This window comes from Corallococcus terminator, assembly GCF_049194865.1.
Taxonomy (GTDB): Bacteria; Myxococcota; Myxococcia; order Myxococcales; family Myxococcaceae; genus Myxococcus; species Myxococcus terminator_A.
The window spans coordinates 1-24,429 of the sequence record NZ_JBLZWL010000022.1; the positions used below are offsets into that span (position 1 = coordinate 1).

Annotated in this window: 19 protein-coding genes; 3 read left to right on the forward strand and 16 right to left on the reverse strand. The window is 68.5% G+C overall.

Going from position 1 to position 24,429, the window contains the following annotated elements; genetic code table 11:
- Positions 1 to 188 precede the first annotated feature (188 nt).
- The 5 genes from ACN469_RS09500 to ACN469_RS09520 all read right to left on the reverse strand — a co-directional run bounded on the left by ACN469_RS09500 (position 189) and on the right by ACN469_RS09520 (position 4,692).
- The gene (locus ACN469_RS09500; protein ID WP_498766352.1) at positions 189 to 1,379 is read right to left on the reverse strand and encodes a pyridoxal phosphate-dependent aminotransferase; all 1,191 of its coding nucleotides are present in this window, start codon (positions 1,377 to 1,379) and stop codon (positions 189 to 191) included.
- Between the two features lie 50 nt (positions 1,380 to 1,429).
- Entirely contained in the window at positions 1,430 to 1,912 is a 483-nt protein-coding gene (gene coaD / locus ACN469_RS09505) for a pantetheine-phosphate adenylyltransferase (RefSeq protein ID WP_163870476.1), read from the reverse strand.
- Positions 1,913 to 1,957: 45 nt separating this feature from the next.
- Positions 1,958 to 2,515: a 16S rRNA (guanine(966)-N(2))-methyltransferase RsmD gene (gene rsmD, locus ACN469_RS09510; protein ID WP_498766354.1), complete on the reverse strand. Its 558-nt coding sequence runs from the start codon at positions 2,513 to 2,515 to the stop codon at positions 1,958 to 1,960.
- A gap of 27 nt (positions 2,516 to 2,542) precedes the next feature.
- Positions 2,543 to 3,580: a hypothetical protein gene (locus ACN469_RS09515; protein ID WP_498766356.1), complete on the reverse strand. Its 1,038-nt coding sequence runs from the start codon at positions 3,578 to 3,580 to the stop codon at positions 2,543 to 2,545.
- A 113-nt stretch (positions 3,581 to 3,693) separates the two neighbouring features.
- Positions 3,694 to 4,692, reverse strand: coding sequence for a cation diffusion facilitator family transporter (locus ACN469_RS09520; RefSeq protein WP_498766358.1), 999 nt, complete (start codon positions 4,690 to 4,692; stop codon positions 3,694 to 3,696).
- A gap of 107 nt (positions 4,693 to 4,799) precedes the next feature.
- On the opposite strand from ACN469_RS09520, the gene ACN469_RS09525 reads away from it, so the two are divergent.
- From ACN469_RS09525 to typA, 3 genes are all read left to right on the forward strand, one after another.
- A complete protein-coding gene (locus ACN469_RS09525; RefSeq protein ID WP_498766360.1) occupies positions 4,800 to 6,383 on the forward strand; it encodes a sigma 54-interacting transcriptional regulator in 1,584 nt (527 codons plus the stop codon).
- Entirely contained in the window at positions 6,380 to 7,327 is a 948-nt protein-coding gene (locus ACN469_RS09530) for an alpha/beta fold hydrolase (RefSeq protein WP_498766362.1), read from the forward strand. Before ACN469_RS09525 ends, ACN469_RS09530 begins: the two co-directional genes overlap by 4 nt.
- A 207-nt stretch (positions 7,328 to 7,534) precedes the next feature.
- Positions 7,535 to 9,376: a translational GTPase TypA gene (gene typA / locus ACN469_RS09535; protein WP_498766364.1), complete on the forward strand. Its 1,842-nt coding sequence runs from the start codon at positions 7,535 to 7,537 to the stop codon at positions 9,374 to 9,376.
- Between the two features lie 104 nt (positions 9,377 to 9,480).
- On the opposite strand, the gene cglE is transcribed toward typA, so the two are convergent.
- The 11 genes from cglE to ACN469_RS09590 all read right to left on the reverse strand — a co-directional run bounded on the left by cglE (position 9,481) and on the right by ACN469_RS09590 (position 24,383).
- Positions 9,481 to 10,083 carry an adventurous gliding motility protein CglE gene (gene cglE, locus ACN469_RS09540; RefSeq protein ID WP_498766366.1) on the reverse strand — a complete coding sequence of 201 codons (603 nt, stop codon included), beginning with the start codon at positions 10,081 to 10,083 and terminating at the stop codon, positions 9,481 to 9,483.
- Positions 10,084 to 10,248: 165 nt separating this feature from the next.
- Complete coding sequence (locus ACN469_RS09545) at positions 10,249 to 12,306, reverse strand: TonB family protein (protein ID WP_498766368.1); 2,058 nt, start codon at positions 12,304 to 12,306, stop codon at positions 10,249 to 10,251.
- A 51-nt stretch (positions 12,307 to 12,357) separates the two neighbouring features.
- Positions 12,358 to 12,651 carry a hypothetical protein gene (locus ACN469_RS09550; protein WP_498766370.1) on the reverse strand — a complete coding sequence of 98 codons (294 nt, stop codon included), beginning with the start codon at positions 12,649 to 12,651 and terminating at the stop codon, positions 12,358 to 12,360.
- 181 nt (positions 12,652 to 12,832) lie between these two features.
- Positions 12,833 to 14,329, reverse strand: coding sequence for a tetratricopeptide repeat protein (locus ACN469_RS09555; RefSeq protein WP_498766372.1), 1,497 nt, complete (start codon positions 14,327 to 14,329; stop codon positions 12,833 to 12,835).
- On the reverse strand, positions 14,326 to 17,982 hold the full coding sequence (locus ACN469_RS09560) for a tetratricopeptide repeat protein (RefSeq protein WP_498766374.1): 3,657 nt from the start codon (positions 17,980 to 17,982) through the stop codon (positions 14,326 to 14,328). Before ACN469_RS09560 ends, ACN469_RS09555 begins: the two co-directional genes overlap by 4 nt.
- A gap of 225 nt (positions 17,983 to 18,207) precedes the next feature.
- Positions 18,208 to 19,749 carry a tetratricopeptide repeat protein gene (locus ACN469_RS09565; RefSeq protein ID WP_498766376.1) on the reverse strand — a complete coding sequence of 514 codons (1,542 nt, stop codon included), beginning with the start codon at positions 19,747 to 19,749 and terminating at the stop codon, positions 18,208 to 18,210.
- A gap of 26 nt (positions 19,750 to 19,775) precedes the next feature.
- On the reverse strand, positions 19,776 to 21,029 hold the full coding sequence (locus ACN469_RS09570; RefSeq protein WP_498766378.1) for an outer membrane beta-barrel domain-containing protein: 1,254 nt from the start codon (positions 21,027 to 21,029) through the stop codon (positions 19,776 to 19,778).
- Between the two features lie 15 nt (positions 21,030 to 21,044).
- A complete protein-coding gene (locus ACN469_RS09575) occupies positions 21,045 to 21,866 on the reverse strand; it encodes an outer membrane beta-barrel domain-containing protein (protein WP_498766380.1) in 822 nt (273 codons plus the stop codon).
- Between the two features lie 385 nt (positions 21,867 to 22,251).
- Positions 22,252 to 22,926, reverse strand: coding sequence for a 50S ribosomal protein L3 (rplC, locus tag ACN469_RS09580; RefSeq protein WP_498766382.1), 675 nt, complete (start codon positions 22,924 to 22,926; stop codon positions 22,252 to 22,254).
- A 147-nt stretch (positions 22,927 to 23,073) separates the two neighbouring features.
- A complete protein-coding gene (locus ACN469_RS09585; protein ID WP_498766384.1) occupies positions 23,074 to 23,844 on the reverse strand; it encodes a hypothetical protein in 771 nt (256 codons plus the stop codon).
- Positions 23,845 to 23,909: 65 nt separating this feature from the next.
- A complete protein-coding gene (locus tag ACN469_RS09590; RefSeq protein ID WP_498766386.1) occupies positions 23,910 to 24,383 on the reverse strand; it encodes a hypothetical protein in 474 nt (157 codons plus the stop codon).
- Positions 24,384 to 24,429: the final 46 nt, after the last annotated feature.

Genomic DNA, 24,429 nt, shown 5'->3' on the forward strand with positions numbered 1-24,429 from the left:
CCCCGCCCGGCTCGGGCTGGACCTGCGCAACATGAAGGACATCTGGGTCGCCGTGGGCAACCTCTCCGGCCGCGCCGGTGTCTTCCTCTACAAGCCGTACGGAGGGGAGTACCGCGCCTTCGCCTACACGGACTGAGCCCCTCCCCGGCGACAGCCTCTCGGGCCCGCCGGGGAAGCAAGCCGGGGCTTCAGCGCAGCGCCTGGACCAGCTCGCCCAGCCGCGTCAGCCCCTTGCCGAGCACCTCGCGCGAGGTGGCGAAGCTCATGCGGATGTACCCCTCCGCGCCGAACGGATCTCCCGGCACGGCGGCGACGCGGAAGTCGTCGAGGAGAATCTCCGACAGCTGCAGCGAGCCCGTCACCGCCTTGCCCTTGTAGGGACGGCCATACAGGCCCCGGACGTCCGCGAGCGCGTAGAAGGCGCCCTCCGGCATCCTGCAGCGCACGCCGTCCAGCGCGTTGAGGCCGCCCACGAAGAAGTCCCTGCGCGCGCGGTACTCCGTCACCATGGTCGCGATGGTGTCCGGCGGCCCCTCCAGCGCCGCCAGCGCGGCCTTCTGGCCGATGGACGAAGCGTTGGAGGTGGACTGGTCCTGCACCAGCTGCATCGCGGAGAGCACCTGCCGGGGCCCCGCCGCGTAGCCCATGCGCCAGCCCGTCATGGAGTACGCCTTGCTCATCCCGTTCACGACCACGAGCCGGGGCACCAGGTCCGGCGCCACGTCGCTGATGCCCAGCCGCTCTCCCGTGTAGAGGAGCTTCTCGTAGATGTCGTCCGTGACGATGAGGCAGTCATGGCCGCGCACGGCGTCGGCGATGCCCTCCAGCGCGGCGCGCGAGTACACCGCGCCCGTCGGGTTGCCCGGGCTGTTGATGAAGACGGCGCGCGTGCGCGGAGTGAGGGCCCGGCGGATGGCGTCCGGGTCCGGCGCGAAGCCGTCCTCCTCGCGCGTGGCGACGATGACGGGCGTGGCCCCCGCCAGCCGCACCATGTCCGGGTAGCTGACCCAGTACGGCGAGAAGATGAGGACCTCGTCCCCTTCGTCCAGCACCGCCTGGCAGAAGTTGTAGAGCGCCTGCTTGCCGCCGGACGTGACGAGCACCTGCTCCGGCGTGAAGCGCAGCCCGTTGTCGCGCTCCAGCTTGCGGCAGATGGCCTCGCGCAATTCGGGGATGCCCGCCGTGGCCGTGTACTTGGTGAAGCCGGCCTTCAACGCGTCGATGGCCGCCTGCTTGATGTAGTCCGGGGTGTCGAAGTCCGGCTCGCCGGCCGCCAGGGCCACCACGTCCACGCCTTGGGCCGCGAGCGCCTTGGCGCGGGAGTTGAGAGCGAGCGTTGGAGACGGCTTGATGGCCTGGAGCCGACGGGCGAGTTTCATGCGCGAATGCGTAGCGCGGCGGCGCCGGCCCGACAAGTGCCGCGACGGGGCTACGTCTTCCGCGCGAACTTCGCCTTGAGGGCGTCGTGCACGTTGGGCGGCACCAACCCCGTGACGTCGCCGTTGAAGGAAGCCACTTCCCGCACGAGCTGGGAGGAGATGTAGAAGTAGTCCTCACCCGTCATCATGAAGACGGTCTCCACCGTGGGGGCCAGCTTGCGGTTCATGTTGGCGAGCTGGAACTCGTATTCGAAGTCCGACACCGCACGCAGGCCCCGGACGATGACGCTCACCCCTCGGCGCTTGACGTAGTCCACCAGCAGACCGTGGAAGGCGTCGACCTCCACCCTCGGGTCCTTCACGGCGTCGCGAATCAAGTCGCGCCGCTCGTCCTCGGTGAAGAGCGGCGTCTTCTTCGGGTTCACCGCGATGGCGACAATGACCTTGTCGAACATCTTCAGGCTGCGCTGAATGAGGCTCAGGTGCCCGTTGGTGAGCGGATCGAACGAACCTGGGTAGATGGCGACCGGCATGTGACGGAGAGTCTCGAACGGCCCCGGATGCCGGTCAAGCAATGGTCAGGGAGCCCGGTAGAAGCTCACCAGGGTGTCCCCGAACCGGCGCTGGTCCTCCAGCGTCAACCCCGCATGGGCGTCCGGGGCGCCCTCCCGCTTGTCGTGCTCCACCACGAGCATCCCGCTCGGCGCCAGCAGCGCCGCCCCCGTCACCCCCTCCAGCACCGTCTCCACGACGCGCGCGGCATAGGGTGGGTCAGCGAAGATGAGCTCGAAGCGCTCGTTGCGCCGGCGCAGGGACTCGAGCGCCCGGACCACCGGCTGGGCGAGCAGCTCCACCTGGCTCGCGAAGCCCAGCGCGTCCGTGTTCTGCCGACAGAGGGCCTGGGCCTCCCGGTCCTGGTCCACCAGCACCACGTTCCCCGCGCCTCGGGACAGGGCCTCCAGGCCCAGCGCGCCGGTGCCCGCGTACAAGTCCAACACCCGCTGGCCGTCCAGGAACTGGCCCAGCACGTTGAAGATGGTCTCCCGGACGCGGTCCGCCGTGGGGCGGATGTGGAGCGACGTGGACTTGGGACCGGCGATGGCCCTGCCCTTCGCGGAGCCTGAGACGATTCGCATAGGCGGCCCTTCTACACCGCGCGGCGGCTACTCGCCCCGGTTCTCCGCCAGGAAGCGCATCACGGAGCCGCCCGTGCCCACCGCGCCCAGCGCGGCGAAGACCTCCGAGGCCTCCGCGAATGACAGCGCCTCCAGCCGCTCCCGCGCCTTCGGCTCCAGGGGCGGCAGGCTGTCCTCCAGCACGCTCAAGAGCTCTCCCGCCGCCACGCCCGAGGCCCGCGCCTTCTCCTCCACGCTCGCGCGGAGGTCCGCGGACCAGGAGCCCAGCGCGATCCGCTCGAAGGGGCCCACGCAGTCGACTTTGCGAGCGCCCGCCGCGACGTACGTGGGCAGCGTCCGGGGGAAGCCCTCGCGCACGTCGCCCACGCAGACCACCGCGCCGTATTCAGCGGCCAGGTCCACCACGGAGCGCAGCATGCCCACGTCCGGCTCGCCGCCGCCCAGATCACGCTCCGAGACGCGCACGAAGCGCACCGGCACCTTCCACTGCGTGAGGCCCTCCAAGAGCGTGCGGTACGCGTCCAGCAGGCCGCCATGGGCCGGCGCCGGGGCGCTCAGCTCCAGGGACAGCTCCCGCTCCGTCACGGGGCCCGCCAGCGCGTTGACGGCCTCCACCGCGGCGTAGGAGTCCAGCCGCGACAAGTCCAAGGACACCAGCGAGAAGCCCGCGTCCACCACCCGGAAGAGGCCTTCGCGCAGCGGACCGAGCGAGTCCTCGTCCGCGCCGTTGACCCGAATGGGCCCGGCCTGGAGGAACAGCGGCCGGGAGTGCTCGGCCTCCACTGCCGCCTCGTGCACCGCCGCGACGAAGCGCTCCGCCGCGCCCCGGTCCGCCGTGGGGTGGGGACACGCCAGGCCCAGGACGGTGTCCTCGGAGCGCGCCGCGCGCAGCAGCCCGGGCAGCGCGCCCTTCGCCTGCAGGGGCAGGCAGGGCAGCGCCACCGGGAAGCGCGCCAGCGCGCGCAGGGGCTCCCGGGGGTTGAGCAGCGGAATGCGAGAGCCCGGACCCACTCGGGCCACCGTGTTGCCGGGTCGCAGTGACAGCACCTTGTCCAGCACGCTCATGGGGCGCGGAGAATCGTCCGCGCACGCGTCAAAGCGCAAGGTGAAGCTTGAGGGAGCGTCCGCTCCGCTACGCGGCCCCCACCCGCGAGGGCAGGTCGGCGAGCGCCCGCTCTTCAGTGCACCTCGCCCAGGTGGGCGTAGGTCTCGCTCTCGATTTGAATGGTGGTGTGGTCGATGCCGAACCGGTCGAAGAGGTCGTGCTTCACCGCCGAGAGGATCTCGTCGTTGTTGCAGACCATGGGGTCCAGCACCACCAGGTGCGCGGAGAGCGCGTACACGCCGCTGGAGATGGTCCACACGTGCAGGTCATGCACCGCCGTCACGCCGGGCACGCGCAGCATCAGCTCCTTCACCTGCGGCATGTCCACGTGCGAGGGAACCGCCTCCATCAGCACGTCCACCGCGTCGCGCACCAGCCGCACCGCGCCCACGACGATGACCACCGAGATGACCGCGGAGATGATGGCGTCCACCACGAACCAGCCGGTCAGCGCCATGATGCCCGCGCCAATCAGCACGCCCACCGAGGACAGCGTGTCCCCGAGCACGTGAAGGAACGCGCCCCGGACATTCATCGAGTGCGTGCGGTGCAGGAAGCCCAGCGCGCCCAGGTTCGCGAACAGGCCCACCGTGGCGACTATCGCCATGGGCCCCAGCTTCACCGGCGTGGGCGTCTGGAAGCGCTCCCAGGCCTCGAAGAGGATGAAGCCGGTGATGCCCAGGAGCAGCACGCCGTTGAGCAGCGCGCTCAGGATCTCCATCCGGTAGTAGCCGTACGTCTTCTTCACGTCCGCCGGCTTGCCCGCGAACCACAGGGCGACGAGGCTCAGCCCCAGCGCCGACACGTCCGTCAGCATGTGGCCCGCGTCGGACATCAGGGCCAGCGACTGTGTCAGCCATCCTCCCACCGCCTCCGCCAGGGCGATGGTCGCTGTCAGAACGAGCGCGAAAATGAGGCGAGTGCGGTCCTTGCGTCGCTCCTCCGCCAACCCACCCTTCCGGGGGCCATGCCCATGCCCGTGCCCATGCCCGTGATGATGGTGACCATGCCCGTGGTCGTGGTCGTCATGCCCGTGTCCTGCCCCGCCGCGAGTGTGAGTGGAGGTAGTCACGGGAGAGAGAAGTGCGGATACAGTCCGGTCCTGGGGTATGAGAAGCGTGAAACACGATTCCGACGGCCCGGTTCCCTCCCCGGTGCGCGGGCCGGACGGAGGTAGGGATGGACTTCGAAAAGCACCAGAGCCTGCACACCATCATCATGCTGAGAGATGTCATCCGCAAGTGGTGGCAGATGGAGCTCTTTTTCGCGGACCGGCAGGGTGTGGTGCACGAGTGGCAACGCGGGGACATCGCCCCGCCCCCCAACCCCTTCTGCCGGATCTCCCTCTTCTCGAAGGAGGGCCTGCGGCGCTGCAGCCAATCGGTCCGGCAGCTGCACGAGAAGTTCCGCGGCAACAAGAAGCTGCGCCGCTCGCTCTTCCACGACTGCCACCTCAACTTCAGCATCGTGGGTGCGCCGCTCTACGTGGACAACGAGTACGCGGGCTGCCTCTTCGTGGAGGGCTTCGCGCGACAGACGCTCAACGCGCGCGACGTGGAGGTGCTGCGCTCGCGGCTGCTCCAGTTCGCCCCGCCCTTCTCCGACCTGGACCGCGCCGATGAGCGCGTGCCGGTGCTGGACGGCATGGAGCTGGCGAAGCTGTCCGACCTGCTGGAGTTCGCGGCGCAGGAGATCGCCACGCACGAAGCGGAGCTGGCGCGGCGCGAGGAGCAGGCTCCGCCCCCGTCCCCCGAGGCGTTGGAGCGCTACCGCTTCGAGAAGATCATCGGCCGCTCCGGACCGATGATGGAGATCTTCCGGCTGATGGAGAAGGTGGCCAACTCCGACTCCACCGTCCTCATCAACGGCGAGTCGGGCACGGGCAAGGAGCTGGTGGCCCGAGCCATCCATCACAACGGGCCGCGCAAGGACCAGCCCTTCGTGGTGCAGAACTGCTCCGCCTTCAACGACAACCTGCTGGAGAGCGCCCTCTTCGGCCACACGCGCGGCGCCTTCACCGGCGCGCTGCGCGACAAGAAGGGCCTGTTCGAGGTGGCCGACGGCGGCACCTTCTTCCTGGACGAGGTGGGCGACATGTCCCCCGCCCTCCAGGTGAAGCTCTTGCGCGTGCTCCAGGAGGGCACGTTCCTGCCCGTGGGCGGAACGCACCACAAGGAGGTCAACGTCCGCGTCGTCGCCGCCACGCACAAGGACCTGGGCGAGCTGGTGAAGCGGGGCGAGTTCCGCGAGGACCTCTTCTACCGCATCAACGTCATCCGCCTGCAGCTCCCGCCGCTGCGCGAGCGCCGCGATGACATGCCCGTCCTCATCGACCACTTCCTGCGCAAGCACCACCGCGAGGGCCAGCGCACGCGCGGCCTGGCCACCGAAGCGCTGGCCATCCTCGGGGCCTACGCGTGGCCGGGGAACATCCGCGAGCTGGAGAACGAAATCGAGCGGCTGCTGGTGCTCGGCGGAGACCTGGAGATGCTGCCCGCGGAGCTCTTGTCCAGCCGCATCCGCGACGCGGTCATCCCCGGCGGCGGTCCGTTCATCCCCCCGCGCGCGCACGGCCGGCTGCACGAGGCGGTGGAGGCGCTGGAGCGGGAGATGATCCACCAGGGCCTGTTGCGCACGCGCAACAACAAGAGCCGGCTGGCGCGGGAGCTGGGCATCAGCCGCTCCAACCTCATCTTGAAGATCGCCCGGTACGGGTTGGACCGGGGCATGCCCGAGGACGAAGAGGCGGAGGCCGAGGCATGAAGGCGGAGGCCGTCTACTTCCACCAGGACTACCTGCACGTCCCGGACGGCGCGGAGCTGTACTACCAGGTCACCGGCGACGGCGAGCCAGGCGTGGTGCTGTGCGACGGGCTGGGCTGCGATGGCTTCGCCTGGAAGTACCTGGCGCCCTACCTCTCCCGGCGCCACCGCGTGCTGCGCTGGCACTACCGGGGCCATGGCCGCTCCGGCATCCCCGAGGACCGCGAGCGCATCGGGATGCTGTACACCTGCGATGACCTGCAGCGGGTGATGGACGCTGCGGGCATGGAGCGCGCAGTCCTCTTCGGCCACTCCATGGGGGTGCAGGTGGCGCTGGAGTTCCACCGCCGCTACGCCAGCCGCGTGCAGGGCCTGGTGCTGCTGTGTGGCAGCTACGGCAACCCGCTGGACACCTTCCACGACTCCAACGTGCTCAAGAAGATGTTCCCCACGCTCCGGCGGGTGGTGGAGCGCTTCCCCGAGCAGTCCGCGCGCCTCATCCACGCGGCGCTGCGCACGGAGCTGGCGGTGCAGCTCGCCATCACGCTGGAGATGAATCGCGAGCGCATCGCCCGCAATGATTTGGCGCCCTACTTCGAGCACCTGGCCCGCATGGACCCCGTCGTCTTCGTGCGGACGCTCGACTCGTTGTCCGAGCACTCCGCCTGGGACCACCTGCTCCACGTGGACGTCCCGTCCCTCGTCGTCGCCGGAGAGCGCGACAAGTTCACCCCCGGCTGGCTGTCGCGGAAGATGGCCTCCCGGATTCCCGAGGCCGAGCTGGTCCTCATCCCCGACGGCACCCACACCGCCCCCCTGGAGGCCCCAGGACTGGTCGAGGTCCGGGTCGAACGCTTCCTCCGCGAGCGGATGGGCATGCCCTCCACCGCCAGCCCTGGGGGCTCCCAGGCACGGAATTCCTCCCAGGCAGGTTCCCGGGAGTGACGTCGGGGTGACGAGATGCCCCGGATACCCGGCCTTTAGCCCGTCAGGAGGGATGTACCCCCTGACTGAACGCCCGGGGAGCGTCCGCGCTCATTGCAGGAGCCGCACTCACGGCATATAAGCCCCCGCCTTCCGGGTTCCGGTGGGGATCGGGAGACCTGTCCACAACGCGGCTTCCCCCCCGCCATTCACCTCAGTTTGGTTCGTATGATTCCTCGCGAAAACATCCGTAACGTCGCCATCGTCGCCCACGTCGACCATGGCAAGACCACGCTCGTCGATCACCTGCTGCGGCAGGCGGGCACTTTCCGTAGCAACGAGCACGTCGCCGAACGGGTGATGGACTCCAACGACCTCGAGCGCGAGAAGGGCATCACCATCCTCGCGAAGAACACCGCGGTCAGCTACAAGGGCATGCAGATCAACATCATCGACACCCCGGGCCACGCCGACTTCGGTGGTGAGGTGGAGCGCGGTCTGCGCCTCGTCGATGGCGTCATCCTGCTGGTGGACGCGGCCGAAGGTCCCCTGCCCCAGACGCGCTTCGTGCTCACCAAGGCGCTGGCCATGGGCCTGAAGACGGTGCTGGTCATCAACAAGATCGACCGTCAGGACGCTCGCGCTCCCGAAGTGCTGGACCTGGTCTACTCGCTCTACATCGACCTGGGCGCGGACGATAAGCAGCTGGAGATGCCCGTCCTGTACACCGTGGCCCGTCAGGGTCAGGCGTCCACGTCGCTGGAGGTGCCCGGCAAGACGCTGGAGCCCTTGTACGACGCCATCATCAAGCACATCCCGCCCCCGTCCGCGTCGGAAGAGAAGACGCCGCAGCTGCTGGTGGCGAACCTGGACTACGACGACTACGTCGGCCGCCTCGCGGTGGGTCGCGTGCAGGCCGGTCGCTTCACGCCGAACATGCCCATCTCCGTCGTGCGCGAGGGTGGCAAGATCGAGCAGGGGAAGATCGTCAAGCTGTTCGGCTTCTCCGGCCTGAAGCGCGTCGAAATCCAGGACGCGGGTCCGGGCGAAATCGTCTCCATCGCCGGCATCGAGGACGTGTCCATCGGCGACACGTTCGGCGACCCGGAGAAGCCCGTGGCGCTGCCGCGCATCACCGTGGATGAGCCCACGATGATGATGATCTTCAAGGTCAACGACGGGCCGCTGGCTGGCAAGGAAGGCAAGTTCGTCACCTCCCGCAACCTGCGTGAGCGCCTGTACCGCGAGTCCTACCGCAACGTGGCCGTCCGCGTGGAGGACACGGAGACGCCTGACGCGTTCCGCGTCGTCGGCCGCGGCGAGCTCGCGCTGGCCGTCATCATCGAGAACATGCGCCGCGAGGGCTACGAGCTGACCGCCTCCAACCCGGAGCCGATCACCAAGCACATCGACGGCGTGCTGCACGAGCCCATGGAGCTGGTGTTCTGCGACGTGCCGGAGAACAGCGTCGGCGTGGTGACGGAGCGCATGGGGCCTCGCAAGGGCCGCATGGCGGACATGACGCAGCTGGGCTCGGGACGCACCCGCCTCCAGTTCCGCATCCCCGCGCGTGGCCTCATCGGGTTCCGCTCGGAGTTCCTCACGATTACGCGCGGTGAGGGCATCATGAGCAGCCAGTTCGACGGCTTCGAGCCGTGGTTCGGCTACATCCCGAAGCGGAAGAGCGGCGCCATCGTGTCGGACCGCCTGGGCGACACCGTGCCCTACGCGCTGTTCAGCATCCAGGAGCGCGGCGCCCTGTTCGTCTCCGCCGGCACCACCGTGTACGAGGGGATGATCATCGGCGAGCACGCTCACGAGTCCGAGCTGAACGTCAACTGCTGCCGCGAGAAGAAGCTCACCAACATCCGCGCCGCTGGCCGCGACGAGAACGTCATCCTCACCACGCCTCGCGAGATGGGGCTGGAGAAGGCCCTGGAGTGGATCGCCGACGACGAGCTCGTCGAGGTGACGCCCAAGTCCGTGCGCATGCGCAAGAAGGCGCTGGCCGTGGGCGAGCGCTACCGCGCCGAGCGCGACCGCAAGCGTGAAGAGCGCGCGGCCGACTAGTCCCGACGCCGGCCCCAGGCCGGTGTAGCACCGAGGGCCCGTTCCCATGCTTCCGGGGGCGGGCCCTTCGTGCGTCCAGGCTCAGGGGCCACGGGGCGCGACGCTCAGAACGTGTACTTCACCTTCGGGAAGATGGCGAAGGAGGTGATGTTGGGGCCGATGACGTAGCGGGCCAGCAGGTCCGCGCCCACGGAGAAGTGGTCCATGCCCGTGGCGTACTCAAGGCCCACGCCCACGCCCGCGTTGGGCGAGCTGACGGCGCGGCCGGGGTCTCCCTCGTCCGGGTCCACCGGCGCCGGGTCCATCCGCGTGTAGCCCGCGACGAGCTTGGGCGTCAGGTACAGCCGGTCCATCAGCCGCACGTGGTACGCGGCCGTGACGTCCAGGAACTGCATGGTGAAGTTGTCGGAGAGCGCGCACGTCTCCGTGCCCGGCAGGTAACCCGCGAAGCAGTTCTGCGCGGACGAGCCCATGCCGAAGTGCGCGCCTAGGGAGATGCGCTCCGTCAAGTCGTAGCCCACGCCGAGCTGCAGGTAGGTCTGCGCGTTCGAGTACGCGTTCTCACCGCCCACGGTGAAGAACACGCCGATGTTCGTGTCGGTGAAGAAGCCGCGGCGCGGCTGGAACTCCACCCCTTCCAGGGGCGTGGCCGCGAGGGCCGGAGACGACAGCAACACAAGCGCGGCAACCAGCTGGGACTTCTTCACGGGTCCTCCCCACGCGGTGCCCTCCCGGTCCAACCGGAAGCGGCGCAGGACGTTAATGACGCCCCCCTCACTTCGGCAATCAGGGGCTGAAATGAAAGTGGCGTGGACCGTTCCGTCCACGCCACTTGAGAGACAGTCAGGCCGTCTCGACGGTGCTCGCGTCCGCTACCCCTCGCCTTCCGAACCGGCCGGCGAGAACATCCACGGATACGTCACCGCCACCACACCGCCGCCCTTGGGCTCCGGGAACTTCCAGCGACGGATGCGGGAAATCATGCACTGCTCCGCCTTGGAGTTGCCCAGCGTCGACTCGGAGACGGTGGCGTCGGAGACCGCACCCGCCGGGTCGATGGTGAAGGCCACCGCGACCTTGCCCGCCAGGCTCGGATCCTTGTTCAGCTCCGACTCGTAGCAGTACTTGATCTCGTTCTGGTGGCGCCGGATGACCTTGGCGATGACGTCCTTGTCCAGGCCGCCCACCACCGTCGTCTTGCCGGGGATGACCTTGGTGATGGACTTGCCACGGCCGCCCAGGTCGATACCACCCGAGCCGCCCGCGCCGCGTCCGTCACCCTTGGTCCCCAGGCCGCCGATGCCCATGGCCGTGCCGCCACCGCCGGTGCCGGCGCCACGCGAGCCCAGGCCACCCACGCCCTGCGCGTCACCCATGGCCCCGCCGCCCTTGAGGCCGCCCAGCGCGTTGTTCAGGCCGGTGCCGAAGCCGCCCGGGCCGAACACGTCCGAGGCACCACCCTTCATGCCCTTGAACGCGCCCAACAGGCCGACCTTGCCCACCACCTGGCGGTCCTTCTCCTTCTTCGTCTTGTCGACGACGGGCGTGCCGGGCTTGGACGGAGCCGCTTCCGCCTGCTTCGCGTCCTCCTTGCCGAACTTGCCCTCCTCGTCCTTCGCCTTCGCGCCCTCTTCCACGCCCTGGAGCTGGAGCTTCTTCGCCTCGAGCTTCTTCTCCGGGGTGACGAGGAACTTCGCCACGCGCTGCTGGGACTCGAAGATGTCGTCGTGCGGAGCCCGCTCCGCGCGGGGCGTCAGCGCCATCGCCAGCACCACCGCCGCGCCCGCCATCAGGCAGATGGCGGTGATCTTGAAGAACGTGTAGTCCGCCTCCACCAGCGCGTTGGCTGCAATCGCCGGCGACGGCTTCACGTACCGAGCGACGAAGGCCACCGTGCCGAACGACACCTCGACGCGGTCATGCAGGCCCAGCTTGAAGACCTGCTCCTTGTCCTCCGCCGTCCCGGTGAGCTGCCCCGCCGCGCGCAGCGCGTCCTTCGACTTCACGTTCCCACGCTCGGTGACGATGGCACCCGAGCCCGCCGGCACGTGCACTTCCAGCACGTCCCCTCGGCCCACCGCCAGCTCGTACCGCTTGCCCACGGAGGGCGCATAGACGTGGAAGAAGTTCTTCTTCCCCTCGCCGATGGTGACGGGGACGCCGTCCTTGAAGTGCTGCACGGACAGCAGCGTGTCGCCCCACAGCATCGACACCTGGAGCACCTTCTCCTTCGCCGTGGGCATGGCCTCCGGCGGGAGCTGCTCCTGCAGGTGAGGAAGCACCGCGCGCCTGGGCGCCACGGTGATGGGCGGCGCGTGCGGCACCGGAGCAGGACGTTCCACGCGCGCCGCCGGAGGCGGAGGTGGAGGTCCCACGCGATTCACCGCGGGCGGTGTCACGCGCTCGGTGCGCAGTCCGCCCACGGACTGGGCTGGATTGGGGCGAGGGCTCGTGAAGACGAACCCTCCACTCGTGGTGCCAGCTCCCGCCGAGGGAGGTGTCACCACCTGCGGTACCGCCATGGGCACCGGTGTCGGCGCCCGCTGCGTCACCGAGCCCTGGAAGCGCGGTCCGGACACCTTGGCTCCCGCGGGAGCCTGACGCTCGGGTGGGTCGCCTCCAAAGAGGACCTCCACCCGCGTGCCGCCCACGCGAAGCACGTCCCCGGGTTTGAGTGGCGTGGGGATGACCAGCTTCTGGCCGCTCACCTCCGTGCCGCCCTCGCTCCCGAGGTCGATGGCCGTTACCGAGCCGTCCTTGTCTACCTTGAGCATTACATGGAGATTGGAGACCCGCGGATCCTGAATCTTCACCGCCGCTTGGGCGCCCGACCCCACGATAACGCTCTCCGCCTCCGAAACGGTTTCCACCGTGGAGCCATCAGGCCCCGTGATTCGAAGGGTCAAGCCGTTTTTCTTCGCCGCCGCCATGAGGATTCTTCCTTCTTCCCTTCCGCTCCCGAAAACGCCTGACCGCCGCCGCTAGAGGTTGTCGACCGACTTCTGAAGCTCCGGGTCGAAGTTCTCCCGGACCTTGATGAGACTTTGGAAGTCGGTCTTCTTGCGGTGGATCATGTACGAGCCTTCTGGCTTCGTCAGCTCACCCTCCACCGCGACATCGGTGAAATCGATCACCGTCTTCTTCTGGAAGACCGTGCGGTCCTCCTCTTGGATGACCTTCACCGTGTCCTTCGATTGACCCTGCTCCTGCGCCACCGCCGCCGGCGCAATGAACAGCAGCCCCACCACCGTCACCGTCGATGCCAGACGTCTCATACCCAAACCTCCTGTTGCTTCCTCGGGTGTGACAGCGGGTTCTCGAAGAGGTTCCCGCGAGTCATTGCACGGGGCGATCCAAACCCAAGTCCCTGAATCCTATGGAACTCGCTCGCCGCCTTCCAACTGGGGGCCTGGAGGATGGAAAAAACTTCCCCCCTGCCCTGTCATCCCTGCCGTCCTACTTCGTGGGCGCGGGGCTCGTGCCCTGCTGCGTCGGAGCGCTCGCCCCCTGGGGCGCAGGCACCGGCGCGGGAGCAGGCGCACCCGTGCCCTCCCCGCTCGGCTGCGCGGGCACGCTGTCAGCGGGCTCGGGTGACGTGCCCTCGGCGGCCTCGGCACCGTCCTCGGTGGGCGCGCCCTCCGCGGGTGCGTTCGCGTCCTGCGGGAGCTGGTTCAGCATGGAGCCCGCGCCGCCGGTGGCTTCGTCCTTCTTCTCGCCTTCGGCGCCCGCGGTGACTGCCTCGGGCGGTGGCGCCTTGAGCATGTTCTGGAGGCCCGTGACCTTGGCGGTGATCATCTGCCGCTCTTGTTCAGTGGTGGACTCCAGCGTCTTGCAGCGGTCCAGGAAGGCCACGGCGCGCTCCCAGCCCGCGCGGTCCGAGGCGAAGGCCCAGCCCGCACCGCACACGGCCTCGGGCAGCTCCGCGCGATTGGCGAGCACCTTCTCGAAGGCCTCGCCAGCCGCGAGGCCCTTCTTGGAGTCGCGTCCCTTCTGTCCATCCAGCGCCCAGGCCAGCGACAGGCGCGCCTCGGTGGAGTCCGGCTCCAGCTCGAGCGCGCGGCTGAAGGCCTTCTCGGCGCCGGCGTAGTCGCGATAGCTGAGCGCCAGCGCGCCGAGGTTGAGGTAGCCCGGCGCGTACTTCTCGTCGAGCGACACGGCCTTCTGGAACTGCGCGAGCGCGCGGGGGCGCTCATCGAGCTTCAGGTAGACCATGCCCAGCAGGTTGTAGAGGGCCGGGTCCTTCTCCGCGTGCTTGCGCGCGGTGCCCACGAGCAGCTCCGCCTGACGGTACTTCTCGCGAGCGTAGGCCACGTACGCCAGGTTCTTGTACGCGCCCGGGTGGTCCTTGTTGCGCTCCAGCACCTTGCGCGCGGTGGCCTCGGACTGGTCCAGCTTGCCCAGCTGCCGGTACGTCGCGGAGAGGCCGTTGAGCAGCGCGGCGTCATGCGCGCGGCCCGGCGTCTTCAGCGCCTTCTCGAAGAGCGCAATCGCGTCATCGCCCCGCTCCTGCGCGCGGTAGACGTTGGCCAGGTTGACCACCGAGGGCGTGTGCGCCGGCTCCAGCAGCAGCACCTTCTCGTAGGCGCCGCGTGCGTCGTCCACGCGGCCCTGGCGCTCGGCGATGACGCCCAGGTTGAACTGCGAGTTGAGGCTCTGCGGCGACTTCGCCAGCACCTTCTCGAAGCCCTGACGAGCGGTGTCCAGGTCTCCCGCCTCATAGGCCTGGATGGCCTGGGCGAACGTATCCGAGGCGTTGGTCTCCGTCGGCGCGGGCTTGGCGGGCGACGCCGAGGCCACGGGCGCGGAGGGCGCCTGCGTCTCCGGCATCGCGGAGGGCTTCTGCTGAGGACCCGTCGCGCAGCCGGCGGTGAAGGCCAGCGAGCCGACGACAATCGAGCGGAACCATTTCATCGGCATCTTTCCCGTGGAGATCTTCGAAGTGTCGCGAGTCATGGCCGCACCTCCAGCACCGCGGCCGTGGGTGCCTGCGTTCTATCGTCCGAGGCGGGCGGCTTCGGAGCGCCGTCCTCGGGCTCGGCGGGAGCGGCGGGCGGCTCCGGGTTCGTCGCCGGCGTGGCGGTGGCGCCCGCGGGACCTCCCGGCTCCTTGGCGAGCTCAGCCGCCACGAGCGAGTCGCTGTTGCGGTAGCCCACCTGCTTCACCTGCGCGTAGGCGCCCGGGTGGAAGCGGTTTACCTGGTCCTGCGCGGCCAGCGTCCACGGGCCGTAGAGGCCCAGCTCGTAGGACTTCTCCAGCGCCTTCTCCAGCGCCTCGTTGGCCTTGTCCTCCAGCGGCAGCGCCAGGGTCTCCAGCTCCGAGCGGTACATGCCGAGCTGGTCCTCGTCGAGCCCCGTCGGGTCCGGCGAGTCCATGATGTTGCGCGCGAAGTCCGCGTACGCCAGGCCGATGCGCGTCAGGGCCGCGATGCCCCACTCACCCGAGCCGGTGGACAGCACCCCGAGGTACTCCTTCTCGATGCGCTGGATTTCGCGCTGCTTGGCGGTCAAATCCCGGCGGATGGTGCTCACCCGCGTGAAGCGGATGTCCGCGTAGCGCTTCCACGAGGGCTCCAGCGCCAGGAAGCGCGCGTGAGCATACGCGTTGAGCGTCGCGTCCTCCTTGCGCACCGCCTCGGGCAGCTTGCTGTACGCGCGCACCAGCTCCGCCTGCACGCGCTCCTGCTCCCGCGCGTTCTTCAGCTGCTGCCACGCGAGCAGCTCGTGGTAGCGCGCCAGGTAGAGCTGCGCGGGCGTGGCACGCGAGTCCCGTCCGTAGCCGTCCGCGAAGGCGCCGAAGGCCCGGGCCGCATCGCTCCACTTGCGCTCCTTCTCCCAGACGAGCGCGGCCGAGTAGGCCACCTGCGGCACGTCCTTGCGCTCCTTGAAGCGCGCCACGTAGGCGTTGTAGGCGGAGACGGCCTTCTGGCCCTCGCCAGCGCCCTCCCACCACACGCCCGCGTTGAACTGGGCATCCGCCACCCAGGCCCCCGCCTCGGCCACCAGCGACTTGCGCTCGGCGGCCTTCTGCGCGCGACGCGAATCCGCGTCCTCCTCGCCTCCCGGCGTGTCACCCTTCTTCGCCGTCGTCTTCGCGCGGGCGTCCTTCGCCTTCTTCGCCTCGGGCTCACCGGCCTTGAGCGCGGCGTCGTACTCGGCGACGAAGGACTCGGCCAGCGTCGCGGCCTTGCGGTAGTCGGCGACCTTCTCGTAGAGGCCCGCCAGCGTGTAGCGCGCCTTCAGCTCGAAGGGGCTGCGCGGGTACTCGGCCAGGACGCGCTCACCCGCTTCGATTCCACGGTCCAGCTCGCCGGCTTCCTGGGCGATGGACATGGCGTAGACGAGCGCGCGGTCGGCGTTCTCCGACTTGGGGAACTCCTTCACGAACTTGAGGAACTCCTCGGCGGCCTTCTTCGGGTTCTTCTCCTGTTTGTAGACGACCTCGTCCACCCACTTGTAGTGGCTGCCCTCCACCACGCGTCCCACGCGAATCGCGAAGTCGGAGCCGGGCTTGGACAGCTTCTTGTTGTCGAGGAACTTGCGCGACAGCGTGGCCAGCTCCAGCCACTCCTGGCGGCTCTCCAGCACGTACATGGTGAGGTCCGCGGCGTCACGCGAGCGCCGCTCCTCGGGGAACTTCTCGATGATTTCGCCGAAGCGCCGCGCCGCGTCCACGAAGTGGCTGCGGTCATAGAGGATGACGGCCGCCTGGTAGCGCAGGTCGATTTCATCCTGCGTGCCCGGGTAGAGCTTCACGTACGTGTCGCACGCGGAGACCAGCCGCTCCTCGAACTTCGTGAGCGACTCCTCTTCCTTCTCCTTCGCGTCGCGCTTGACGATCTTCTGCCGCGCGACGTCGCCCTTGTCCTTCTTCTCGTCGACCTTCTGGCCGTCCTTGAGGTCGCTCTTGGCCAGCTGGCCGCGCTCGATCTTCACCAGCTTGTCGTAGGCGAGGATGGCGTTGAACGAGGCGCTCTTGCGGTAGCTCTCGCTGGAGACCTCGCGCGCGGAGTCGCGGTCCGGAATCTTGAACGCCACCACCGCGTCGTACTCGGCGGCGGCGACCTGCCACTCCTCGAGCGCCCAGAGAATCTCCGCGTAGAAGAAGCGGAGGTTGAAGGCGGAGTCCGCCACGTACTCCGGGTTGGAGCTGGAGGCGAAGGCGTCCACGTACTGCTTGTAGATGTCGCGCGCGAGCCGGTACGTCTCCACCTGGCGCGTCTTCTGCGCCTCCTGGTGGTACTCCGTCACCATGACGCGCATCGCCTCTTCCGTGACGTTGAAGGCGTTGCGCAGCACGGGGGCCTTGCCCTCGTTGGCCTTCCACCACTCGCCACCCGGGCTGTAGAGGTCCACCATCAGCTTCATCTCCTTGCGGACCTGCTGCCGCTGGCGGAGACCCTCGAAGGCGCGGACGATGGCCTGCTGGTACTCGGGCGCGCTGGCGCCCATGGGCTCATCGGTGATGAGCGTGCGATAGAGGAGGATGGCGCTGTCGAAGTGGCCCGCGTCCACCAGGCCCGCCGCCGTCTTCGCGATGAGGCGGCCCTGGCGCTTCACCGGCGCCTTCTCGCGAAAGTAGGTGATGGCCTGCTTGGGCTGATCCAACTGGACGTAGAAGACCGTCAGGTCGTTGAGCGCCTCGGTGCGCAGGTCGCCCATCTCCGGCTGCTTCGCGGCGTAGTCCACGACTTCGTGCAGCTTCTTCAGGCCCGCGTCGTAGTCACCGGTGTTGTAGTCGCACCAGGACAGCTTGTAGACGGCGTAGCCGTAGATCTTGGGCACCCCGGAGTCGCGGGCCTTCTCGTAGTTGGCCTTGGCGGGGATGAGCTTGTTCGACTCGAAGTAGTGATTGCCGAGCTGGATGTACGCGTCCGGCACGAACTGCGAGCGGGGGAAGTCCTTGATGAGCTCCTCGTAGCGGGCCACGGCGTCCTCGCGCCGGCCCAGCTCGTAGAGGTTGTAGCCCATGGAGAAGAGGACCTCGTCGCGCTGCGGGTACTGCGGGTAGCCACGGAGGATGTCCTCGTAGATGCCCATCGTCTCCGTGCGGTAGCGCTCGCTCTCGCGATGGTCGCGCTTCGGGGCCTCCACCTTCTCGCCGCGCGCCTCCGCCGCGTCGGCCTTCTTCTCCTCCGCGAGGAAGCGCTCCATCTCCATCTGGTAGAGGTACTTGGACTTCTCCCAGTACAGCTCCGACAGGCGGTAGAGCATCTCCGCCTTCTGCGGGTTGCCGTCCTGGAGCTTGGGGATGAGGCGCTTGAAGGCTTCAATCGCCTCGTCGCGCTTCTTGTCCGCCAGCGCGTTCTTGCGCGAGTCCGCGATGCGGGGGATGTCGGCGAACTTCGCGGTGGCGGGCTTCACGCGCGCGGGACCGCGCCGCACGTCCTCCGGCGCGACACCCGGCGGCGGGGCCGCCTTCTCCTCCGCCTTCTTCGCCTGGGCGCCCTTCTTGCCCTTGTCCGCCGCACCGGGAGTCTTCGACGCCGACGTCGCCGCGGGCTTCTTCACCGCCTTGCGCGCTGGCGCTTCCGCCGCCTCTCCCACCCCGCCGCCAGTAGCGAGCGCAACGCCCACCGCCAGCGCACCGAAACGAAGCACCACCTTCATGCGAGCTCCCGACTGTGAAGCCGCCCCGACCACCGAGCAGCCGTTCGCCCGGGCACGAGGGACGAACGAAAGTAGACGCGCACTCCACGAATGAGAAGTGGTGTGGAACGCCTCTTGCGACAGGGTTCACGCTTCCGACAACGACGAAGGGGACCACCTCGGCACCTGATGTGCGCCAAGGAGGTCCCCTCGTGGACGATGTCTGGGCGACCATGGCCCATGGCGTCACGGCTGTTGTTGCTCGGCTGTCTTCGCCGGGCAGCCACGCTTCAGCGTGTACTGGTAGTACCCAATCTCGTCGATCCAGAACTCGCCCTGGAACTTCCAGTAGTTCCACGCCGCGCCCGGCATCTTCGGCCGGTAGAGCGACTGACGCGTGAGCAGCGCCTTCTGGTCCACGCCCGCCTGCAGCAAGTCCTTCTCGTCCAGCGCCGTCTGCACGCGGATGATCTCCGCCTGGTCGGAGAAGGTCCGCAGGTTGTCCGCCGCTTCGCGGATGCGGCTGCGCGCCAGCGTGCCGCCCACCTGGAGCAGCGTGCCGCGCACGTCCTCCAGCGAGGCCACCGTCTGCTTCGCCAGGGGCGTGCCACGCCACGAGCCGCCGCTCAATTCCTTCTTCTCCTCGTCCAGCTTCTCCAGCACGCGCATCACCTCGCGGATGCGCTCGTTGTTGCGCAGCCACAGGTACACCGGACGCGGCAGCCGGCGGTTCTCCGCGGCCACCAGGTTGTAGGCCTGCACCAGGTCGCCGTCCTCGGCGGTGAAGGGCTCCAGCTGCTTGGCCATGGGGCCATACAGCTCGTCGAAGGCCGCCAGCGTCGTCTTCACCTCGTCGTAGAGGCACGAGTAGTAATAGACGGTCGACTTGAGGATCCACGACTCGGGCTGGAAGGCCCCGGCGAACTGCGGCGCGTGCAGCGCCTGGAGGCTGCCGAGCGCCCCGCCGAAGTCCTCGTTCTGGAAGCGCGCGAAGCCGTTCTCGAAGAGGGCCTGGTCCCAGTACCGCGTGTAGCGAGGCACCTGCTCGTAGGCGACGGTGGCGTCCGCGTACTCGCCTCGGCGGTAGTGCAGCCGGCCCAGGCCGATGAGGGCCAGGTGCTGCGTCGCCCTCAGCTCCACCTGCGGCTCCTTCGAGGACAGCGAGGCGTTGAAGGCGGCCAGCGCCTCCTTGTCCAGCGCCTCGCCTTCGCCGGGACGTCCCGGGAAGCGCGGGTCCGCGAGCACCACGCCGAGCAGGTAGCGCGCCTTCGCATAGACGCGGCTGTCCTTGGGCACCGCCTCCAGCAGCGAGCGCGCCTCCTCGAAGCGCATGCGGCGCTGGCTCACCGTGCCCACCAGGTAGTTGATGCGGGCGAGCACCTCCTTGGGCAGCGTCACCCACTTGTCCCGCACCTCCTCCGAGTACGCCTGGTTGAGGATGCTGGGGATAAGGTTCTGCTCATCCAGTTGCTGCTGCATGTCCACCAGTCCCTCCACCGCCTTGAGGTACGAGGGGTGCGAGGGCCCGGCGTTGACGATGGCCGCATAGGAAATGAAGGCGGAGACGGGCAGGCCCTTCTTCGCGAGCGACTGCGCGAGGAAGTACTCCGCCTTGCCCTTCGTCTCCGCGTCACCACCGGCTTCGGACGCCTGGAAGAAGAGCGGCGCGGCGGTGTCGAAGTCACCAGCGTTGAAGGCGGCCAGCGCGCGGTTGTAGCCACCCGAGTCCTGCTGGGCGGCCACCGCGAACGGCGCCAGGACGACGAGGATGTGGAGCAGTCGTTTCATGGCGAGTCGTGCCTTCATGGGCGCAATCAGAAGAGGAACGAGAAGCCTGCGTAGAAGCTGATGTTGTTGAGGACGTCGGAGGACGGCTCGGACACCAGGTCGCGGCCGAGGATGATGTCCTCGCGGTAGTTCTTCTTCGTCTTCGGGTCCACGCCGTCGAACTTCTCGTACTTGCAACCGCCACTGAGCGGCAGCGAGCCGAACTCCTGGCCACTGGCGCGCGCGGCCTCCAACTGCTCGAAGTCCGCCAGGTTGCAGCCGTCCACCTTGTCCACGCGCGCCGTGTAGATGAGGTCCCTCACCTCCAGCCGCAGCGCGTACGACTCACCGAACTGGAGGCGGAATCCGCCGCCCACCGAGCCCAGGAACTTGGTGCCCGTGTCACCGAAGCGCGCCGGGACGTTGTAGCGCTGCCCGTCGACTTCGTTGGACACTTCGGGACGGATGAGGTGCCGCGTGGAGCCCACGCCGGCGCCGCCGCTCAGCACCAGGCTGAACTGCGCCAGCTTGTCGTCGAGGAACGCGAACTTCCCGTACAGCGGCGTCACCTCCACGCCCGCCTGCGCGCCCCAGACGAGCAGCAGCGATGAGGCGGCCTGCGCCTGCTCGCGCACCTTGTCGATGAGCTCCAGGTTGAAGTCGCTCTCGTTGGTGTGCCAGTTGTACTGGCCCGTCACCTGGAGCCCGAAGTTCTCCTGCAGGTGGTAGATGTAGTGCAGCGCCGTGCCCGCGTGGTTGGTGTACTTGCCGTTCACCTGGACGACGGCCGGGTACAGCGCCAGCTCGTGCTTGCTCTCGTCCGCGAAGCGCTTCTTCTGGACGATGTGCAGCGACACGTTCGGGTTGTAGAGCGGCGCGCCGTTCACCAGCCGCTGCTGCTGCACGTCCGTGGTGCGCGGCGCCTCGTCCGACGAGGCCAGCACCGGCGCGTCGTCCGGCGTCACCGGCGCGGCCACGTCGCGCTCGGGCTCGGGCTCGGAGACGACGGGCTGCTCGTCCTGCGCGTCGTCCATGGGCGCGAGCGCGGGCTCGATTTGCGGCGCCCTGGCGGCCTCCGTGGGCACGGTGGGCTCCGGACGCGACGTGGGGGCGCGAGGCACCTCCAGCTTCGGCTCCGGAGGCCGCGCGGGAGGCGGAGGCACGGACGTCTCCGCGCCCGGCCCGGGCACGGATGGAGCCTCCTCCGCCTGGGCGAGCACGACAGCGGGCGTCGGGAAGCGCGGTGGGGCGGCCTGGGCCGCCGCCGCGACGAGGAGCGCGAGGGACAGAATCGGTCGCATGGTTTTCAGGAGTCCCTAGAAGGAAAAGGTGTAGCCGAGGTCGAACTGCACCAGGTGCGTGAGGCCGGGACTGGAGGCGACGTCACCCGTCACCCGCCCCGCCTCCCAGTCGTCGCGAACCAGGTTGACGCGGTAGTTGTCGCGGAACACCCAGTCGCGCAGCTCCAGCCGCACGCCGTGCTTGTCGAGGATGAAGAAGCGGAAGCCCACCGCCGCGGACACCACCGGCGCCATGCGCGTCTCGCGCACCCAGTAGTTCTCCGACGCGGAGCCCCGGTCCTCCAGCGAGGTGCGGTTGTCACAGACGCCCAGCTGGCGGTCCACCACCTGCGAGCACTGGATGACGGAGTTGCGCTGGAAGCTGCCCACGCCACCGCCGGCCCAGACGTACGCCTGGAAGTGCGCCGGCAAGTCGGACACGAGGCTCAGCTTCCCGTAGATGGGCGCCCAGCGGATGCCAGCCACCCCGTGGAAGTTCATCTCCCAGAGGTCCTCCAGCTCGTCGGTGACGCGCTTGTCCTCGCGCGCCAGGAAGCTCTCGGAGATGGAGCGCGCCAGGCCCGTGTGGCGGCTGGCCGCGTAGCCCGCGCGCGCCTCCAGGGCGAAGGTGTTGAAGAGGTTGTAGGCGACGCCAGCGGTGAAGAAGTAGTGCGCCGTCAGGTGCGACTGGACGGGCAACCCCACCCCCAGAGACACCTCCAGGTGGCCACCCGGCTCGTACAGCCGATTGCGGACAACGACGTTGTCGAGGACAGCCTCGTCGTCCTGCGCGGCGGCCCCAGTGGCCGCCAGCCAGACCAGCAGTGCAGCGAAGACGCGGAGCGTGCGTGCGTTCATGGTTCCTGCCCGGCCCAAGGGGATGGGCCGCCGTGTGCGGGAGTTCAAAGCCTCCCCCATCCAGGGCGCCTGCGTCACCCGACGCCAGGTCCCTTCGTGGCGCATCCATGTGCGCACGGCTTCCACTCACGACAAGGCATTCGGGCCACGAGGCGGAATTATTTTCACCCTCGGGCCCTCGCGCCGCCCACCGGTCAACGTTTCAGGGCGGAGAAGTGCCCACGCCAGGGCAGGACTCGGGCCGCGCCTTCCCACCGGGGGCACACCCGTGCCCACCCGGCCCCAGCGAAGCCCGCAAAAGAAAACGCCCCGCCCGGATGCCCGACGAGTCGGGCCCGGAAGCGGGGCGTCAAGAGCGCTTCAGAAGAAGACGCTCAGCAGCGGATCAACCGCGGCGCGCGGCCTTGTGCTGCTCGCGCATGGCCACCTTGATGCTGGGGCGCAGGAAGACGATGGCGTTGTTGTGGCCGGGGACGGCGCCCTTGACCAGCACAAGGCCCTTCTCCAGATCCACGTCAACGACGGTCAGGTTCTGCGTGGTGACCTGCTCCACGCCGTAGTGACCCGGCATCTTCTTGTTGGGGTAGACGCGGCCCGGCGTCTTGCGCTGTCCGATGGCGCCCGGGTGACGCTGATACTCGTGCGTACCGTGCGTCTTGGTCTGCGAACCCTTGAAGCTCCAGCGGCGCATGACGCCGGAGAAGCCACGACCCTTGGTCACGCCCGTGACGTCCACGAGCTGGCCCTTGGAGAAGAGGTCCGCCTTGACGGCGTCGCCGACGTTGAAGGAGGAGGCCTCCTCCACCGTGACGCGGAACTCCTTCACGTGGCGGCGGTACGGGACGTTGGCCTTCTTGAAGAAGCCCCGCTCGCACTTGTTCAGAATCTTCTCGCGAATCTCACCAAAGCCCAGGGTGACCGCGGAGTACTCATCCTTCTCCGGAGTACGCTTGCCCACGACCTGGCAGGTGCTCACGTCGATGACCGTCACGGGAACGAGGTTGCCCTCGTCAGTGAACACCTGGGTCATCCCGATTTTCTTGCCAATCAGACCCTTCACGTCGTCCTCACACTGCCAGCGCGCGTAGGCGCGGAAAAACCCAATAAAATCAATGATCTGGCCCGCGAACTGAACTGCGGTCCCCAGGAAGCGGCGCAATGTAGCAGACATACCCCCTACGTCAAGCACTACGGGCGGGGGAGCACCTCACTGAGCGCGATCAAGCCTTGGGTAGAAGGCCGCGAGTTGCGCGTCAGCGATTCGTTGAGCGTACACGTCCTCGCCCAACAGGAACAGCGCTTGATCCAGATAATCCTCGGCGGCCTTGACCTGTTCCTCCAACGTCGCGATGGATTGGTCCACTTCCGCCATGCGCCGATCATGCTCGGCCAGTCGGTTCTCGGCCTCGTCCTCCATCTCCAGCAGGCGCTTGTGGGCCAGGATGCCGGCGGAGCCGGGCTGACCGGGCTCCGGGGTGAGGGCGGTGGACAGCCGCTCGTCCAGGTCCTCGACCTCCCGGCCCAGCCGCATCTGCGTGAGGCGGTTCTTCTTGAGGTTGGTGCGAGCGACGTCGATGCGGGCGACATCCTGCCGCGTCAGCTCCATGTCGGCGATCTTCGCCTCCAGCTTGAGGAGGCCGTCGGCGGCGTAGCGCAGCTCCGCGCGCTTGGTGGCGAGCGTCTTGCGCAGGTCCTTCACCTTGCCGTCGATGGCATCCACCGCCTTCTTCCACTTGCGGACGATGGCCTGGTGGCCGACCTTCTCCGCCTCTTGTTCGTCAAGGAACGCCTGATAACCGGCGTCCTCGTCGTTCATCTCCTGCTCGAGCGCCGCCAGTTCGTCACGGCGCGCCACCACCGCCTCCTCCGCCTTGTAGACGCGGTCCATGGAGCGGGGGCAGTTCGGCTTGCCCGGGAGCCTGTCCCGGGCGAGGTCGCCGAGCTGAAAGATGAGGTCGTCGTAGCTCTCCTTCGCCATGGGCGGATTTCTACGCCCAACACGCGGGGACTGTCACCGTTAGAGCGAGCGCCCGACGCGGGTTTTCAGGAGTCGGCGGGCGCGGCGGCGGCGGGAGCGCTGACCATGGTGGACGCGGCCAGGGCCCCTTCGGCCAGGGCAAGCAGCTCCCGGGCCCGGTCCTGCTCCTCGGTCCGGTTGAGCTCGCAGACCCACGCGGAGGACAGGTCCGCCTGCTGCCGGGCCAGCTCCGCGGTCGTCTCGTAGCGGGCGGCGGACGCGCGGGCGAAGGCGCCCTCCCGCCGCAGCTCCTTGAGCGTGTCCGCGTCCAGTTCAATCTCCTCGGGGGGCACTGGCAGGGGCCCCCGTCCCAGCGCCGCCAGCCGCGCGAGCAGCCGCGAGGCATGCGCTCGGCAGAAGGCGGCGAGCACCATCAGCCTCGCGCGGACCCGCGCGTCCGAGATCCGCTCGGCCAGCATCGTCATCCGCCGGGCGGAGACGACCTCCGCCTCCCACGCAGCAGCCAGTGCAGCGGCCAGCCGGGTATGCCTCGCACCCATCTACGTCCCCCAATCCCTACCCACTTCGAGCCCAACGTAGGGATGG